Here is a 16,334-nt window from a genome sequence, read left to right as displayed (position 1 = left end):
TGAATTCTGTCTCCGTCAACTTGCCTTCGCAGACGAGCCCGATGACATCATCACGCTCGGTCAGCGTTTCCTTGAACATTGGTCTTCTCCTTTTCACTTGCGTTGCCGTGACCGTAGAGATCGGCGTTCTGATGAGCGCGATCCTCGTGCTCGAATTCGAGGCTGGAATGGCTGATGCCGAATTCTTCCTTCAGCCGCTCCTTGATCGCGCTCTTGATCTCTTCGATCTTCGACCATCCCTCGGCTGCCACGACGACATGACAGTCGAGCGCAGCCTCGTGCTCTTGCATTTGCCAGAGATGGACGTGGTGGACGTCGGCGACGCCTTCGACTTTCCGCATCGCTTCGACGACGGCCTCGTTGTCGATGTCCGGCGGGCTCCCGAGCATCAGGGTTCGGATTGGGCCGCCTATTTCAGTGAAAGACAGATACAGGATGTAGGTCGCGATGCCGATGGTGATGGCAGGATCGACCCAACGCATGTCGTAAAGGATGATCAGCGACCCAGCGACGATAACCGCGACCGAAGCAAGCGCATCCGAAAGGTTGTGGAGAAAAAGCGCACGGATGTTCACGCTCCCCTTCTGCATCGAATAGGTCAGCATTGCGGTCAGCGTGTCGACCACAAGCGCGATTCCACCGAGAATGACGACGGTCCACCCCATGACTTCGGGTGGATCAATCATGCGCATGCCACCTTCGTAGATCAGATAGAAGCCGATCACGATGAGGGTGGTGTAGTTGATCAGGGCCGCGACGATTTCGACCCGGCCATAGCCGAAGGTCATGCGCTCATCGGCCGGGCGGCGCGCGATCTTGCGTGCGGCAAAGGCAATGACAAGCGAGGCCATATCGGAAAAGTTGTGCAGCGCATCGGCGATCAGTGCCAGGCTGCCCGACAATATGCCCCCGACGATTTGCGCAACGGTAAGAAGCCCGTTCGCCCAGATCGCGATGGCAACCCGCCGATCGCCAGAATCCGGATCGATATGCGCGTGCCCGTGGTCATGTGGCATTGGCAGGCTCCTCATGCGCGTGTGTCGCGCGTCGGTCAGTCTTGAGGCGGTCGCTGCGGAAACCACGAACGCGCGCATTCATCCAGTGGCGTATGATATGACGGTAAAGGGCACCACGCAGCCATCCAAAGGATTGCTCATGGGAAAAATAGAAGGCGTCCGGCGTATCAAACACGCCGAAATCCTGCACGATGCCGGTTTTCTGAATGTAGGTATCTTCTCCGTTCCAGGCGACGGGAGGCGCGCCAAGGCAATCCGTGCCCGCGCCATAACCGCAGAGACTTTCTGTGTCCGAGAATGACGTTTGCAGGACATCGAGGAAAGCGTCATCCAGGATGAAGCCTTCAAGGTTGATCCAGGCACCTTGAAATTCGATCTCGACCCATGAGTGGAGAATTTCCTGCGGAGCAAGCGGATACACCAGCTCAGGGACAACACCGCGCTGCAAGCCTTTGTGGATCGTAAACCCATGCAACCGGCAACGAATGCCGACACCACGCAGCAGCGCCATCAAGAGCGTGCTTTTGGTATTGCACTGCCCATAGCCGTCGGAAAGCACTTCGGATGCGGGGATGTCGTCAGCTCGATTGTATCCGAACGCGATTTCATTCCGAACGAAATCATAGGCAGCTCCGATCCGATCGTATTCGGATAAGCCGCGCCAGCTGCGGTTCTCAATTAGACGCGCAAGAGGCGCGGCATCAAAATCCAGTAGTTTGGTGGGTACAAGTAGGGGGTCGATCATCTGCAACGGGTCGCTCCTCGAATCGTCTTGGAACAAGACTAATTGCTATAGTCACTATAGCTTCAATCCTTTCTTTCAGAAAGAATCTCCCGCAACTATTTGTCCGTGTGAACCGCTTTGTGGTGTTCGCCGTGTGCGTCGCGCAGGATGTCGATACCGCCCCAGGCCGCGATCCCGGCGACGATCACACCGACGACAAGGTCCGGCCAGTTGGTTCCTAGCCAAGCGACGAGGCCACCGGCCACGACGATCCCGAGGTTCGCGGCGAAATCGTTGTAACTGAAGGTGTTGGCCGCGCGGATATTGACGTTTGGATTTTTGAGCTTAGCGAGCAGCCAAACGCAGACTGCGTTGATAGCCGCCGCGATCAGGGCCATTGCAATCATGATCGTCCCGAGCGGATCTGACCCACCGATGTAGCGGCGCCACGCATCGTAGAGGATGCCTGCAGCGAACAGGATCAGCAGCCCGCCGGAAACGTTCGCCGCCCCGCGTTTCCATTTGGCGGATCGGGACAAAGCGAAAAGGCTGATCGCGTAGACGAAGCTGTCGGAGAGGTTATCGAGCCCGTTGGCGATCAGGGCACTTGAGTCGCCGAAGGCGCCTGTTGCGAAAAAAGCCACGGCCAAACCGATATTGAGCGCCAGAACGATCCAAAGCGTCCGTCTCTCCATTGAATCTTGTCTAGCGGCCATTTTGTGGTTCCAGCTTGTGTTGTACGACACATTAACTTCTGCGGCAGATCTGCGTTCCAGCCGGAATGTTGGCTGAATTCCTTCAGGCCCCGATTTCCTCGTGTTCGGTCAAGCATTCCGAATGGTCCCGCAACACCTCAAGCACCTTGCAATCTCCCGTCCGCCCGCCGCTGCATTCGTGAACCATGCGTTTCAGTTCCGTGCGCAGCGCCTTCAGGCGGGCCATGCGCTGCTCCACCTGTTTGAGCTGGCGACGCGCGATGGCATCAGCCTCATCACAGGGCCGGTTGGGATGGTCGCTGAGGTCGAGCAGCTCGCGGATCGCATCGAGCGAGAAACCGAGTTGTCGCGAATGGCGGATGAAGGACAGCCGGTCGAGCTGTGCATTGTCGTAGCGCCTCTGCCCGCCTTCGGTCCTGCCAGGTTCGGGCATGAGCCCAATCTGTTCGTAGTACCGGATGGTCTGCACCTTCGTGCCAGTCTTCTTTGACAGAGTACCGATCGTGAGCATTTTCGCCTCCATGAAAAAGATACAGTTTGTGTAGGTTTTGCCGTCGGAATAAACAAGTGTCGGTTTCACAGACGCGTGAGTTCAAGCTATACCATGATTTCGTGCTTGAACCTCTAGCGGCTAGAGGATGTATCCGCACTTGCAATAAGAATCAAAAACAGGCGAACAGGATTGTCCCTTACATCGGCACAGAAGTTTCTTTGGGTTTTGGCAGGCGTGGCAGCGCTTGCCTTCGTATGGCTCTTGCTATGGTCCGATTATCGTGCCGATAGCGCCCGAACTGACGCCGAGCCGCCTTTTTTCGCTGAGTTCGAACTGACGGACCACCAGGGTATGGTTCAAACCGAGGAGGACTTTGCGGGGCGCTGGATGCTGGTTTTTTTCGGCTTTACCAACTGCCCCGACGTCTGCCCGACGACCCTATCTGAGGTCGCGGCGGTGATGGACGGTCTGGGCGACGATGCCGCCAAGGTCCAGCCGATTTTCATCACCATCGACCCCGAACGGGACACGCCCGCCGCACTCGCCGAATACGTCCCGCTGTTCGATGCGGGCATCATCGGTCTGACCGGCACGCCGGAACAGATCGCCGCCACATCCGAGACGTTTCCGATCTTCTTTGAACGCGTCGAAGAGGCTGCGGCGCCGGATGGTTACACGATGGGCCACACGTCGCATTTGTTCCTCTTCGATCCCGACGCGGGCTTCGCCGACTCGTGGCCCTACGGCACCTCCGCCGAAGAGATACTCGCCGATCTGGAAGAGAGGTTCTGACCGACATGAACCGTATGTCCGGAGAAACAGCCCTCGGGCTGGCGTGGATCATCGCGCTCGTCGCCTCGCTTGCCGTGCTTTTTGTCGGCGAGGTGCTGGGGCAGACGCCCTGTGTGCTGTGCTGGTTCCAGCGCGCCTTCATGTTCCCCTTGGCCATTGTCCTCGGGCTCGGCCTTTGGTGGCGGGACGGCCGCGTGGGGCGCTACGGCATCGCATTGGCGCTTGGCGGCGGCGCAATCGCCCTCTGGCACATGGGGCTGTACGTCGGTCTTGTTCCCGAACGCGTCCAGCCCTGCACGGCCACCGGCCCCTCTTGCACCGATGACAACCAACTGGTCTTCGGCATCCCTATCCCGCTGATGGCGCTCGCCGCCTTCGCGCTGATCGGGGCGCTGTCGGCCCTTTCATTGAAGGACACACGAACATGAATCGACGCGGCCTGATCCTGTCCGTTCTTGCCCTCGGCGCCGCCGGTTTCGGCGGAGCCACCTGGTTTGCAATCCGCCCCGGCCCAGTGGCCGAAGCGGAGCCCGTTGCTCCGGAACTTGCGGAGGCGATGATCCGCCCCTACTCGCCCATCCTCGGGCCTGCGGATGCGCCCGTCACGATCGTCGAATTCTTCGATCCGGCCTGCGAGGCCTGTCGCGCCTTTCATCCCATCGTGAAGGACATCATGGCCGAGCATGGGGAAGCTGTCCGCGTCGTGATCCGCTACACGCCCTTCCACGGCGCGGCATCCGAGGAAGCCATCCGCGTGCTCGAAGCGGCGCGCATGCAGGACGTTTACGTGCCGGTGCTCGAGGCCGTTCTGCGGGAACAGCCGAGATGGGCGTCGCACGGTGCCCCGGCGCCTGGCCTGATCCTTCAGATCGCCGCCACGGCCGGACTCGATGCCGAAGCCGCGCGCACGCAAATGCTGGCACCCGGTGTCGTGGCGATCCTTAACCAGGATCGTGCTGACGTCGAGGCCGTGGGAATTCGCCAGACGCCCACATTCTTTGTGAACGGCAAGCCGCTCGATCCATTCGGGGAGGCAGAGTTGCGTCGTCTGGTGGCCGCCGAAGTCGCTGCCGCGCAAAGCTGAATGGAAAGGGCAGGATCAGAACGATGAAAAAGTATATTTTGACTGGCACACTGGCCGCGCTTTTGACCCTTGGAGGGCTCTCGGTGCCCGCGCTGGCCGGACCCGAGGATGTTGTCGTCGAGAACGCGTGGTCCCGCGCCTCCATCGGGATGAACCGTCCCGGGGCCGCTTACATGACGATCCGCAACACTGGCGACGAGCCGGTGACGCTGATCGGCCTTACAACACCGCTCGCGATGATGCCCGAAATCCACGAGACGAAGACCAATGCCGAAGGTGTGAGCTCCATGAGCCCGGCGGGGGAGATCGCGATCGCCCCGGGCGAGAGCGTCGCGCTCGAACCGGGGGGCCTGCACGCAATGCTGATGCGGCTACAAGAACCGATGACGGAAGGGGACACCTTTCCGCTGACCCTGCTTTTCGACGACGGAGGCGAAGTGACGGTCAAGGTGCCGATCCTCGGAATCGCCGCGCGGGGGCCAGAGGACTGATGCGGCGACGGGCGGTCCTGGGGTACGGCGCGGCTGGTGTCGGGGCGGTCGCCCTGATGCTCTTCGTCGGTTGGTGGCAGGTCGATGGACCCGGTGGACCCGAACCTGTCGGGCAGCGGCCTGTGGCCCTGACCGAGATGGATTTCCGTCTGACGGATCATGAGGGCAACGCGGTCGGGCCGGAAACCCTGATCGGTCGCCCGACGATGGCGTTCTTCGGCTTCACCTACTGTCCCGATGTCTGCCCGACCACGCTTTCTGACATTTCGGGATGGCTCGACGATCTGGGAGACGAGGCCGACGAGATGAACGTGGTTTTCATCACGGTCGATCCCGAGCGCGACACTGTCGAAACGATGGCCGAATATGTCGGCTACTTCCATCCGGCGATCCGCGGCTGGACGGGACCGGAAGAGCAGATAGCGCGCGTCGCGGACGGCTTCCGCGCCACCTACGAGCGAGTACCGGCGGAGAGCGGCGATTACACGATGAACCACACCGCGAGCGTCTTCCTGTTCGCAGCCTCTGGGCGATTCGTCACCATGATCGACTATCACGAGCCCAAAGAATTCGCGGTGCCGAAGATCCGCCGCGCGCTGGAAGAAGAAATGGAGGGGGCGACATGAGGCTCAGAACTTTGGCGGCTTGTGTCGCAATTGCGGGGACGGTTTCGGGAGCGGCTATCGCCATCTCTGATTCCATGTCGAAAGAACCCGTGCCGCCGGAACTTGCCCAGGCAGGTAGCTGGATGCCCCAAGGTCCTGAAGCCCCCCAGAACGTTGACATCCCCGTGACGCTGCCCGCGGCGGCATGGGCAGACGATGCACCCGACCTCAGCCCGCTGCCCCTTCTGCAGGCCGCGTTTGCCGACAGGCCGGTGCAAGCGATCGAGCCACCCCTGTCGACGTGGTCGCGCGACATTGCTCCGGGCGAAACGCTCGATTTCTTGCTGTCAGAGGCCGGTCTTGCGGCACCTGACAGAGCCGAAGTTGCCCTCGCGCTTGGTGCGGAATACGATCTGCGACGGCTGCGGCCGGGGCACTCGGTCACTGTCGCTTCGACCGTGGACGGCAGCCCCCGCACCGTCTCACTCGCCGTCGAGGACGGGGTTCGGATCGAGGTGGTTTTCGGCGAGCAGATGTCCACGCAGGTCGTGGCTCCGGATCCGGAAATCGTAACCCTTGCCGGCGAAGCCATGATCGACAGCTCGATCTTCGCGGCACTCGACGAAGCCGGCATACCCGCCCGTTTTTCCGTGGACCTTGCGCAGATGCTGGGTGGGACCGTGGATTTCCGCCGCGAGATGGCCGGTGGCGAAACACTAAGGCTTCTCTGGCGTGAGGCGCGGGTCGGAGAGGACAGGATCGGACAGCCCGAACTCGCCTTCGCCGCACTGGAGATCGGCGGTTCGCTTTACGAGATCGTATGGCCGGACGACGGCAGCGGTCAGGCGACGATCTACGTCGATGGCGAGGTGCTGCGCGTCTTCGCACAGCCGGTAGAGGGTGCGCGCCTCAGCTCGGTGTTCGGACGCCGCACGCATCCGGTCTTTGGCAACGTCCGGATGCACACCGGCGTCGATTTTGCAGCGGCACGTGGGACACCGGTTCAAGCGACGGCACCGGGGCGGGTCAATTTCATCGGCTGGCGCGGCGGATATGGTCGCGTGGTCGAAATCTTGCACGGCTCCGACACCATGACGCGCTACGCGCATCTGAGCGCCGTGCCGGAAGACTTGGCACAAGGCCAACGCGTTGCGGCGGGAGACGTGATCGGCCGCGTCGGCGCGACTGGCACGGCGACAGGTCCGAACCTGCACTATGAGGTGCTCGTGGATGGGCGCCCGACTGACCCCCTCTCTGACGACCGGCTCGCCGAAGCGGCCGAGAGCGATGCGGATGATACCGCCGCGCTCTCGCGTCTGGCCGAGGCGCGGGCGCTTCTGAATGAAAACCTCGGCAGCGAGATTGCCAAAACGACAACCGAAAGGCTCTGACCCATGAAACGCATGACACAAGTTCTTGCCATCACGCTCGCCCTGTTCCCAGCGGCCCAGGCCCTCGCAGAGGCAACGGCGATCGACGTCCGCAAGACCAACGGATGCGGCTGCTGCCTCTCGTGGATGAAACATCTCGAAGAGAACGGGTTTGTGCCGACCGGCCAGGACATGTTCGGCGGGCTTCTCGTGCGCTTCAAGCTAGACAACGGCGTGCCGCAGCGCATGGTCTCCTGCCACACCGCGCTCATTGACGGCTACGTGATCGAGGGCCATGTACCGGCCGCTGACATCCGCCGCCTTCTCGAGGAGCGCCCGGACGCCGTCGGCCTCGCTGTTCCGGGGATGCCCTATGGCTCGCCCGGCATGGGGCCAGAAGACGACCGCGAGGCCTATGATGTCTTCCTCATCCGCAAGGACGGGTCGACGGAAGTCTTTTCGAGCTACGCCGAAGGATAATCTGGCCCGCCCATGGAAAATCTGTCTCCGATAATGCTCGGCTTTCTCGGAAGTCTTGCCGCCGGATCGCTCACAGCAGTCGGAGCAGTTCCCGTGCTGTTCGGGCGCATCCCGTCTCGGGCCACACGCGATCTGTCGCTCGGCTTCGCTGCCGGTGTGATGCTCGCCGCTTCTTTCTTTTCGCTGATCATCCCGGCATTGGATGCGGCGGAGCCGATGTTCGAAAACGGCGCGATGCCTGCGGCCATCGTATGCGTTTCGATTCTTCTGGGCATGGGGGCTGTCGCCCTGATGAACGAAAAGCTGCCGCACGAGCACTTCAAGACGGGACGCGAAGGGCCCGAAGCGGCGTCTTTGCGGCGGGTCTGGCTGTTCATCATCGCAATCACGATCCACAACTTCCCCGAAGGCCTTGCGGTTGGGGTCGGCTTCGGATCCGGAGGTATGGAGGGCGGTCTGCCGCTCGCCATCGGCATCGGGCTTCAGAATGCGCCCGAAGGATTGGCCGTCGCTGTATCTCTGCTGGGCGAGGGATATCCGAAGCTGCGCGCCTGGGGCATCGCGGCGCTGACGGGCATGATCGAGCCGATTGGCGGTTTGCTCGGGGCCGGCATCATCACACTGTCGGAACCGCTGCTTCCATGGGGTCTGGCCTTTGCCGCGGGCGCAATGCTCTACGTCATTAGCCACGAAATCATCCCCGAAACCCATCGCAGCGGCCATCAGAACAGGGCGACGCTCGGTCTCGCAGTCGGGCTCGTTCTGATGCTGTTCCTTGATGTCTGGTTGGGATGAGGCAATGTCACTAAACAAGGTATCTCCGATGATCGGCGTCTTCGCAGCACTTGCTGCGTTCGCGATCGATCAGATCACCAAAGCCATTGTCGTTGCGAATGCCGTCACTTTAAGCGCCGGAATTCCCGTGTTTCCGGGATTCAACCTCGTCTTTTATCGTAATGACGGCGTGACTTTCGGGATGTTGGGCGGCGCGCCGTGGTGGAGCCTCATCGCTTTCGCTCTTGCCATCTGTGTTTGGCTGGGGGTTATGCTGTTTCGCGCCGACAATGCGGTGGAAACGCTTGCCTACGGTGCGATCATTGGCGGAGCCCTGGGCAATGTCATCGATCGTGTGCGGTATCGGGCTGTAACAGACTTTCTCGATTTCTACATTGGCACAACACATTGGCCTGCCTTCAACTTGGCCGATGTATTTGTCGTCAGTGGCGTGGGGCTCTTGCTCGCCGCGCCATGGATCAGCGCGCGGCGTTCGATCAAGTCGTGAAGCCGGAAATTCTGAACCGCATCGCTCTGCGCCACCGTTTGCTTTCGCGGATGACGCTTGGTTTCGCCGCCGGGGCGATGACCGTTCTGACTTTCCCGCCTCTTTCGATTCTCCTGCTCGTTCCCGTTGCCTATTCCGCGTTGTTTGTCGGGCTTCGCGATCTCTCCTTCGGGCGCGCTTTCCTCGTCGGCTGGGCGTTTGGTCTCGGCCAGTTCGGTTTCGGGATTTGGTGGATCGCGGAAAGTTTCTACGTCGAGGCCGAGCGGTTTGGGACGATGGCGATTCCGGCGGTCGCGGGATTGTCCGCAGGTCTCGCGATTTTCCCAGCCATTGCCGCTGCGCTTTTTGCCGAAATCGCGCGGCGCGGAGCCATGGGCAGTCTCTTGGCCTGCCTCCTGTTCGCGACCTCCTGGACCGTGGCCGAGTGGTTGCGTGGTCACGTTCTGACAGGGTTTCCCTGGAACCTGGCCGGTTACGCACTTGTAGACTACGCCGCCCTTCGCCAGACCGCCGCCTGGGTCGGAAGCTATGGGCTAAGCTTTCTCACCGTGTTCGTCGCGGTACTCCCTGGCGCGGCTGCTATGGCGTCCGGGCGGCAACGATTGACCATCTCGCTCATGGCGCTGGCCGGAATCGCGACGATGTGGGCTGTCGGCACGCTGCGCCTCCAGTCGGATGCACAACAGCCACCCGGTGTCGACCTGCGCATCGTCCAGGGCAACATTCCACAAGAGGAGAAATGGGCTCCCGAGAACCGCGAGGCGACCTTCGCGCGCTATCTTGAGCTTTCAACCCGGCCCGGCGATTTCGACGTGCTTCTCTGGCCGGAAACCGCCTTTCCGGGTTTCCTCGATGAGGATACGGAGGCACGGGCCCGCATTGCCGCAGCGCTACCAGACGGCAGAGTGCTGCTTACCGGTGTGCCGGACCGTGTACCGAGCGAGGATGGCACCCGATATTTCAACACGGTCCAGGCATTTGACGAGACCGGCGAGATCCTGACCGGATACGCGAAACACCATCTCGTGCCCTTCGGCGAATATGTGCCATTCCGCGGCTGGTTGCCCATCGAGCGGCTCACGGCGGGTCTGGGCGATTTTACGCCCGGACCGGGCCCGAGAACGCTTGCGCTTCCGGGTGTGCCGCTGGTCGCCGTGGCGATCTGCTATGAGATCATCTTCCCAGGGCATGTGGTCGACGACCTGTTCCGGCCGGACTGGATTTTCAACGCGACAAACGATGCCTGGTTTGGCACCAGCATCGGACCCGAGCAGCATCTGGCTTCCGCACGTATGCGCGCCGTAGAGGAAGGCCTTCCAGTCATCCGAGCCGCGAATACGGGCATCTCTGCGGTCATCGACGCGAGCGGAGAGATCGTTGCGCGGCTCGATACCGGCGAAACGGGCATCATCGACGCTAGCCTGCCCTCCGCGCGACCGCCGACACTCTACGCGAGCTTCGGGGACTGGATGCTGTTGGCGCTCATCTTGGCTTCGTGGAGCTGGGCAATGGCGCCAATGCGACGGCTCACTACCGCCGCATGAGAAAGACCGTCATGCAAAGATGTGGATAGGTGTCCCGTCCTTCACCATTGCATAGATGTCCTCGATCTCCCGATCCGTGACCGCGATGCAGCCAGCTGTCCAGTCGCGGACATTTGTCGGGTCGATGCCGGGGCGTGGGCCACCATGGATGAAGATGTCGCCGCCGGGGGAAAGGCCCTGCGCTTCGGCAAAGGCGATGTCGGCCTCGTTCGGATAAGAGATGCCAATCGAAAGATGGTAGGTGCTGTTGGGGTTTCGCCTGTCGATTGTGTAAACTCCTTCCGGAGTCCGGCCATCCCCCTCGAATTGTTTGTGACCCTCAGGAGCGAAACCCAGCCCGACCGGATAGGTTTGCAAGACGCGATCGGCTCCGTCGAGAACAAGCAAGCGCTGTCCCTTGTAAAGCCGAACACGGGTGACTTCGGGTCCGTCATAGCTGCGGAACTTGCTGGCACACCCGGACAGAAACGCTACCAGCCCGCCCAACAGGACGGCGCGGCGGGGAAATCGGATGGTTTTCACTGCTCGATGCCTCTTTCGTGAGGTCTGTTATGGACATTACGTTACCTTGCAAATGCTGCGTGATCAATGTCCGTGGGCAAGCGCGGCCTTTGCCATCTGTGGGCCAACCTGCTCACCGCCGGACGGCGGCGCCTTGGCCTCTTGGCTGTTCAGCAGGCGCAGGGCATTGGCCACCACCAGCAATGACACTCCTACGTCGGCTGCAATCGCGCCCCACATCGATGCCAGTCCGAACGCGGTAGCGACAACGAAAACGCCCTTGGTCGCCAAGGAAATACCGATGTTCTGATGAATGATCGACATTGTCCGGCGCGAATGACCGATCAGCCAAGGCACCTTGCCGAGATCGTCGGTCATCAGGGCTATATCCGCCGTCTCGATTGCCGCGTCCGAACCAACGGCACCCATTGCGATGGCGTAATGCGCGCGCGCCATGGCCGGGGCGTCGTTGACCCCGTCGCCGATCATGGCCACCATGTCATGCGTTTCGACCAGTTCTTCGATGGCAGTCACCTTGTCTTCGGGCAGAAGCTCGGCACGGACCTCGTCGATGCCGACCTCGGCTGCAACAGCGCGCGCTGTCCGCTCGTTATCACCGGTCAGCATGACGATGGTCTTCACACCCTGCGCGTGAAGCTGCGCCACGATGCCTTTGGCATCCGGGCGGATACGGTCGCGCAATTCCAAGATGCCGGTGACACCGGTGTCGTCGCCCACGGCAACAAGGGTGCTGCCAGCCCCTTCGATGCGGTCGCGCAAATCCTTCGGAATGGCGTCGCCGAAACCCTTCTCCTCGGCAAACCGGTCCGACCCCAGCCAGATCGACCGGCCGTCTGTGCGTCCTTCAAGTCCCCTGCCCGGAACGGTTCGGGTATCTTCCGCGGCGGATACCTTGATGCCGTCGGCTTCTGCCCGCGCAAGAATGGCGCGCGCCAAGGGATGCGAGGAACGTGCCTCCAGCCCAGCGGCGAGGGTCATCAGATCTTGCGCCGATGCTTTGCCCAGCGGATGCACCGCCGCCACCTCGGGCTCGCCCATGGTGATCGTGCCGGTCTTGTCCATGGCCAGTGCAGTGGTCTTGCCCGGTGCCTCAACATATGCACCGCCCTTGATCAGCACCCCGGCCCGCGCTGAGGCGGTGAGTGCAGCGACGATGGAGACCGGTGTCGAGATGACCAGAGCGCATGGGCAAGCGATCACCAGCAGCACGAGTGCATTGTAGAACCAATAATCCCAGGCCCCCCCGAAAATGAGCGGCGGCAGCAGGGCAATTGCAATGGCGAGAGCCATGACGATAGGCGTATAGATGCGGGCGAATTTCGCCACCCACTGCTCCACCGGCGCGCGGCGGGCATGGGCGTCGCCGACCATGCGGATAATCTTGGCCAACACGGTGTCCGAGGCGGCCTTCGTGGCGCGCACCGTCAGTGTGCCTTCGCCGTTGATCGTACCGGCATAGACTTCGTCGCCCCGTTCCTTTGGGACCAGCGCACTCTCTCCGGTGATCGGCGCCTGATCGACGGCCCCTGCCCCATCGACAACCTCACCATCCAATGGGATGCGGTCTCCGCCGCGCACGATGAAACGTGCGTTGATAGCAACCGCAGAAGCCGGAACGTCCGCTTCCGAGCCGTCATCATGAAGAACTCTTGCCGTCGGCGGCGCGAGGTCGAGCAGAGCTGAAACCGCATTCCTCGCACGCCCGACGCTCCAGCTTTCGAGGTAGAGCGAGAGCGAAAAGAAGAACGCGACTGTCGCCGCCTCGAAAAATTCGCCAAGCCCGATGGCACCGGCCACGGCGACCACCATGAGCAGGTTCATGTCGGGCGACAGCCGCCGAGCGGACGACCATGCCTTGGGTGCCACGAGCCAGACACCGAACAGGATCGCAACCGCGAACAGCCCTGCCTCGACCAGTGGCATCGGCGCTTCGCCGTGACCCGCGAAGAGGCCGAGCGCCCCGCCCATGCCGGTCTCGATGATGTGCCACAGAAATCCCGCGGCCCAGAAGCCTCCACTGAGCGCCGTAAACAGCCGCTGTCTTGCAAGATGGGCCGCCTGGTCGACCGACGCGTTCTCGGCATCCCAAGGCTTGGCGGTCATGCCGGTGCTTGCGACCAGTTCTGCAATTTCGCCGTCCGATAAACTCTTGGCGCTGTCGAGAATAGTCATCCGCCCATTGATCACGTCGAACGCGAGATGCTCGGCCCCGCCGATCTTCGGGCCGACCACCTTGTTCAGGATTGCTACCTCCTCGGCGCAATCGAGGCCGGACACCTGAAAACTGCGCCCGCCCGCTGGCGCGGGGGTCGCCGGAACGATGTCGCCGCACGTTCCGGCGCTCCCGCAGCAGCTGCCGCCGCTTGTCTGGGCATCTTCGGCGTGATCGTGGTCGTGACGATGGGTGTCGGGCGGCATGAATGGACCTCTGGATTCGGGTGCTTTACCATGACATAGCCCCTACAGTAGCTAGAGCTTCAAGAGCAAAATACGGTGGTATTTCAGTTTGTTTTATTGCTAGAGGATGCGGCGACCGGCTCCATCACGCCTTGAGGCATGAAAAGCCGATGCAAAGAAAAACAGACACGAAAGGAAGCTTGATGCGGGTTTTGATGCTGAAGCAAAAAATAATTGTTGCAGTGGCGCTGTCTCTTACGGCCGGGTGCGCAATCCAGCCGACTGGACCGGGCGACTCGGCAGACCGGCGGGGCAAAGTTCCCGAAGCCGTGATTGCAATGGCTGCCCCGGATCAGGATGTTGCAACCGCGCGCTTGGTGCCCGAGGACGGGTGCTACTGGTACAAACACAGCGGCCCCGTAGAAACAACCTTGCTGCCGCTGCGCACGGCGAACGGCAATCGTATCTGCACCCCTCGCGAAACTTAATTGCGTTTGCCGTCCGCTGCTTGGCTTAGCTGCGGGCAGTCACGCTGTCCTCCGCCGAGTAAAGATAGGCGGTAGAGCCGGTCTCGACGTTCGGGTAAAGATCATTGATATGAGCCATGACCATCCGTACGCAGCCCGAACTTGCGCGGCCACCGATACTCCGTGGGCTCGGAGTGCCATGGATGCGCAAAAGGGTATCGCGATCCCCGACGTAGAGATACAGCGCCCTCGATCCAAGCGCGTTTTCCGGTCCCGGTTCCATGCCATCGGCAATGTCAGCATAAAGTTCGGGGTCGCGATTGATCATGCTCTGTGTCGGTTGCCAGTGCGGCCACCTGACCTTGCGCTTGATGGTATAGACACCCGGCTCGTAGAGGTTCCCCCGCGCGATGGCCACGCCGTAGCGCATCGCGGTTCCACCCTCTTCAATGTGGTAAAGATATCGTGCGACCGCGTCGACATGGATATCTCCCGGCACGAGACCGGCCTTCGCGACCACACGTTGCGGTAGGAACCGCGGGTGCAATCCCCATGGGTTGGAAGTCTCGGCAACATAACCCTGAGGCGTCACCTGTGCGTCCCATTCAGCCTTCTGAGCCTCGGTGGGCCAAGTGTCGGCAAAAGCCATACCGGGACCGGTCACCGAAAAAAGCGCCGTTGTTGTCTGAATGAAGTGTCGTCTTGTCAGCATTTCGTACCCTTTCGGTTCTCACCGGCGATTGATGGCAAGAACGGTATGTGTTCTCCTTGAACAGATAGGACTTCTAGTGGCTAGAGGTTCAAGGGCAAATTTTCGTAAGTAGACATGCGATCCTTGCAGTTTCCAGTTTGCTAGGGAGGAGAAAACTGCTCGCACAATACCTGGTCCGAAGTTGCGCAGCGACAATTCGTTAAGTCGCAGATTGTCTGGAAATTTAGGCACAGCGGCTTCGATATCGCGACCATGAGATCGGGAACGTCACGGCACAGGGAACTTGCGCCACTCGCAAATGCTACGATGCCATCTCTGGCTCCGGCTCTCATTCCGTTATTTCGCCCCGTTACAACCTTCACCCACTGGAGCTTCAAGCGATCAATTGTCACAAAAACGTGAGACGAATGGCTAACGAACGCTTTGGGCTGGAAAAGCCTTGTCGCATTCGAACGGAAAGTGGCTTAAACGATCATCTGGGGCGGCACTAAAGCGTGCCAGGTCAAGCCGGTGTCAGCCTCGACAAATGACCTATATTAGGTCAGCTTTCCACATGCGATACCTCCCGTTCCCCGTCACCTCGCGGATCAAACCGCTTGCCTCCATCCATGCGAGATTGCGCTGAACGGCGGCGCGGCTGGCTCCGGTCATGGCCTCAGCCATCGGGGCGGAGACCAAGGGCCATTCCGTGAAAACCTTTCGCAAGGCAACCGGCGTGCGGCCAGATAATTGCGCCATGACGTTTTCTGCCCGCCCGATCCACACTTCAATATCATCAAGTGTTCGCATCGCCGTTAGAATTGCGCTGTTCATCCCATCCAACCAGCGGGCCAAACGCTCGGGTGGCAAGCCCGAAACGCGCAGCCCCCCGGCCCCGGCCATAGCGAGCGGCGCGAAGATGGCACCGCTTCCATCGCTGGTCGCGATCCTAGACGCGGTGACGGCAGCTTCGATCTGGTCGCCGTGGCGTCCGAGGCCCGCCAAGCTCCACAGGTGATACCCCATGCACGCCCGCGTGATCGGGTGGAGACCCTTTGCGGCTGCCATGACGTCCAGCCACCCACCCGCGCGATCCTCGAAACGCTCAGCGCTGTCTTCAATGTTCTCGGGGTCGCGGCGATCCAGAAAAGCGGCCAGGTCAGCCATCGGTCCGGGACCGCCTGTCAAGCGCCGAACAGCCCATCCAACGCGTGCCAAGGCATTTGGGTCATCCTGTGCACCTGACAGCCGCATGGATACCCAGAGCGCCAGACGATCAGTACTCACCCGATCTCCTGCGACCCAGCTGAGGGCCGCTGCCTCGACAAGAGCGAGGCGATGCCGCCAGCCTTCCGGGCCGCGCAGCAGCCGGTCATCCAGAGCTCCCAGGCGTCCAGCCACCTTTGCTAGCCGCGCAGCGTGAACGCCTTCTGCCTTTGCCCAGTCTTCGATGACGGCAGTGTCCGGCGGTTCTGCACGCGGCCCGGGAGGCAAATCATCTGGTTCTTCTTCGAATGGTCCCGGCAGAAACCAGAGATCCTTTTCGTGAGCCTCTGCATCCTCCTCGGTAGTGATGAGGGGGTCGTCGTAACCATCAGTCAAAATAGAGGCTCTCGTATTCATATGTGCAAAATACTTATTTTTTGCACATTACCCAAGT

The 16,334-nt window shown here is 61.1% G+C and carries 19 protein-coding genes; 11 read left to right on the top strand and 8 right to left on the bottom strand.

Features of this window, described 5'->3' with window-relative positions:
• Positions 1-50: 50 nt before the first annotated feature.
• The 4 genes from OE747_RS18760 to OE747_RS18745 form a co-directional block, all read right to left on the bottom strand.
• Positions 51-1,016 carry a cation diffusion facilitator family transporter gene (locus OE747_RS18760; RefSeq protein WP_010138164.1) on the bottom strand — a complete coding sequence of 322 codons (966 nt, stop codon included), beginning with the start codon at positions 1,014-1,016 and terminating at the stop codon, positions 51-53.
• Positions 1,006-1,761: a transglutaminase-like domain-containing protein gene (locus OE747_RS18755; protein WP_026155634.1), complete on the bottom strand. Its 756-nt coding sequence runs from the start codon at positions 1,759-1,761 to the stop codon at positions 1,006-1,008. The genes OE747_RS18760 and OE747_RS18755 overlap by 11 nt, the downstream gene beginning before the upstream one ends.
• 95 nt (positions 1,762-1,856) lie before the next feature.
• Positions 1,857-2,435 (bottom strand): cation transporter, encoded by a 579-nt coding sequence (locus OE747_RS18750; RefSeq protein WP_009573601.1) that lies wholly within the window; start codon positions 2,433-2,435, stop codon positions 1,857-1,859.
• Positions 2,436-2,538: 103 nt separating this feature from the next.
• On the bottom strand, positions 2,539-2,967 hold the full coding sequence (locus OE747_RS18745) for a MerR family transcriptional regulator (RefSeq protein WP_013959865.1): 429 nt from the start codon (positions 2,965-2,967) through the stop codon (positions 2,539-2,541).
• 207 nt (positions 2,968-3,174) lie between these two features.
• Between OE747_RS18745 and OE747_RS18740 the strand changes: the two genes are divergently transcribed.
• From OE747_RS18740 to lnt, 10 genes are read left to right on the top strand one after another with little or no spacing between them, the layout of a single operon-like run.
• The gene (locus OE747_RS18740; RefSeq protein WP_026155633.1) at positions 3,175-3,741 is read left to right on the top strand and encodes an SCO family protein; all 567 of its coding nucleotides are present in this window, start codon (positions 3,175-3,177) and stop codon (positions 3,739-3,741) included.
• Between the two features lie 5 nt (positions 3,742-3,746).
• Positions 3,747-4,169: a disulfide bond formation protein B gene (locus OE747_RS18735; RefSeq protein ID WP_018001722.1), complete on the top strand. Its 423-nt coding sequence runs from the start codon at positions 3,747-3,749 to the stop codon at positions 4,167-4,169.
• Positions 4,166-4,825, top strand: coding sequence for a DsbA family protein (locus OE747_RS18730; RefSeq protein ID WP_018001721.1), 660 nt, complete (start codon positions 4,166-4,168; stop codon positions 4,823-4,825). Before OE747_RS18735 ends, OE747_RS18730 begins: the two co-directional genes overlap by 4 nt.
• Before the next feature lie 23 nt (positions 4,826-4,848).
• Positions 4,849-5,316, top strand: coding sequence for a copper chaperone PCu(A)C (locus OE747_RS18725; RefSeq protein ID WP_018001720.1), 468 nt, complete (start codon positions 4,849-4,851; stop codon positions 5,314-5,316).
• The gene (locus OE747_RS18720; RefSeq protein WP_026155632.1) at positions 5,316-5,942 is read left to right on the top strand and encodes an SCO family protein; all 627 of its coding nucleotides are present in this window, start codon (positions 5,316-5,318) and stop codon (positions 5,940-5,942) included. The genes OE747_RS18725 and OE747_RS18720 overlap by 1 nt, the downstream gene beginning before the upstream one ends.
• Positions 5,939-7,312: a M23 family metallopeptidase gene (locus OE747_RS18715; RefSeq protein WP_026155631.1), complete on the top strand. Its 1,374-nt coding sequence runs from the start codon at positions 5,939-5,941 to the stop codon at positions 7,310-7,312. Before OE747_RS18720 ends, OE747_RS18715 begins: the two co-directional genes overlap by 4 nt.
• A gap of 3 nt (positions 7,313-7,315) precedes the next feature.
• Positions 7,316-7,771, top strand: coding sequence for a DUF411 domain-containing protein (locus tag OE747_RS18710; RefSeq protein WP_018001717.1), 456 nt, complete (start codon positions 7,316-7,318; stop codon positions 7,769-7,771).
• Between the two features lie 12 nt (positions 7,772-7,783).
• On the top strand, positions 7,784-8,566 hold the full coding sequence (locus tag OE747_RS18705) for a ZIP family metal transporter (protein WP_026155630.1): 783 nt from the start codon (positions 7,784-7,786) through the stop codon (positions 8,564-8,566).
• Positions 8,567-8,594: 28 nt separating this feature from the next.
• A complete protein-coding gene (gene lspA, locus OE747_RS18700; protein WP_018001715.1) occupies positions 8,595-9,053 on the top strand; it encodes a signal peptidase II in 459 nt (152 codons plus the stop codon).
• The gene (gene lnt, locus OE747_RS18695; RefSeq protein ID WP_018001714.1) at positions 9,020-10,597 is read left to right on the top strand and encodes an apolipoprotein N-acyltransferase; all 1,578 of its coding nucleotides are present in this window, start codon (positions 9,020-9,022) and stop codon (positions 10,595-10,597) included. Before lspA ends, lnt begins: the two co-directional genes overlap by 34 nt.
• A 9-nt stretch (positions 10,598-10,606) precedes the next feature.
• Here the strand turns inward: lnt and OE747_RS18690 are convergent, their stop codons facing one another.
• Positions 10,607-11,119, bottom strand: coding sequence for a L,D-transpeptidase family protein (locus tag OE747_RS18690; RefSeq protein WP_018001713.1), 513 nt, complete (start codon positions 11,117-11,119; stop codon positions 10,607-10,609).
• A gap of 63 nt (positions 11,120-11,182) precedes the next feature.
• Positions 11,183-13,537: a heavy metal translocating P-type ATPase gene (locus tag OE747_RS18685; RefSeq protein WP_018001712.1), complete on the bottom strand. Its 2,355-nt coding sequence runs from the start codon at positions 13,535-13,537 to the stop codon at positions 11,183-11,185.
• A gap of 182 nt (positions 13,538-13,719) precedes the next feature.
• Here OE747_RS18685 and OE747_RS18680 point away from each other — a divergent pair, with 182 nt between their 5' ends.
• Positions 13,720-14,004 carry a hypothetical protein gene (locus OE747_RS18680; protein WP_038068706.1) on the top strand — a complete coding sequence of 95 codons (285 nt, stop codon included), beginning with the start codon at positions 13,720-13,722 and terminating at the stop codon, positions 14,002-14,004.
• Between the two features lie 25 nt (positions 14,005-14,029).
• Here the strand turns inward: OE747_RS18680 and OE747_RS18675 are convergent, their stop codons facing one another.
• The gene (locus OE747_RS18675; RefSeq protein ID WP_026155629.1) at positions 14,030-14,695 is read right to left on the bottom strand and encodes a L,D-transpeptidase; all 666 of its coding nucleotides are present in this window, start codon (positions 14,693-14,695) and stop codon (positions 14,030-14,032) included.
• Between the two features lie 531 nt (positions 14,696-15,226).
• Entirely contained in the window at positions 15,227-16,297 is a 1,071-nt protein-coding gene (locus OE747_RS18665; RefSeq protein WP_038068700.1) for a hypothetical protein, read from the bottom strand.
• Positions 16,298-16,334: the final 37 nt, after the last annotated feature.

It is taken from the genome of Ruegeria aquimaris, assembly GCF_025751555.1.
Classification (GTDB): Bacteria; Pseudomonadota; Alphaproteobacteria; order Rhodobacterales; family Rhodobacteraceae; genus Ruegeria_B; species Ruegeria_B aquimaris.
Note: the sequence above shows the minus strand (reverse complement) of the source record. Positions and strands in the feature narration are given on the sequence as shown.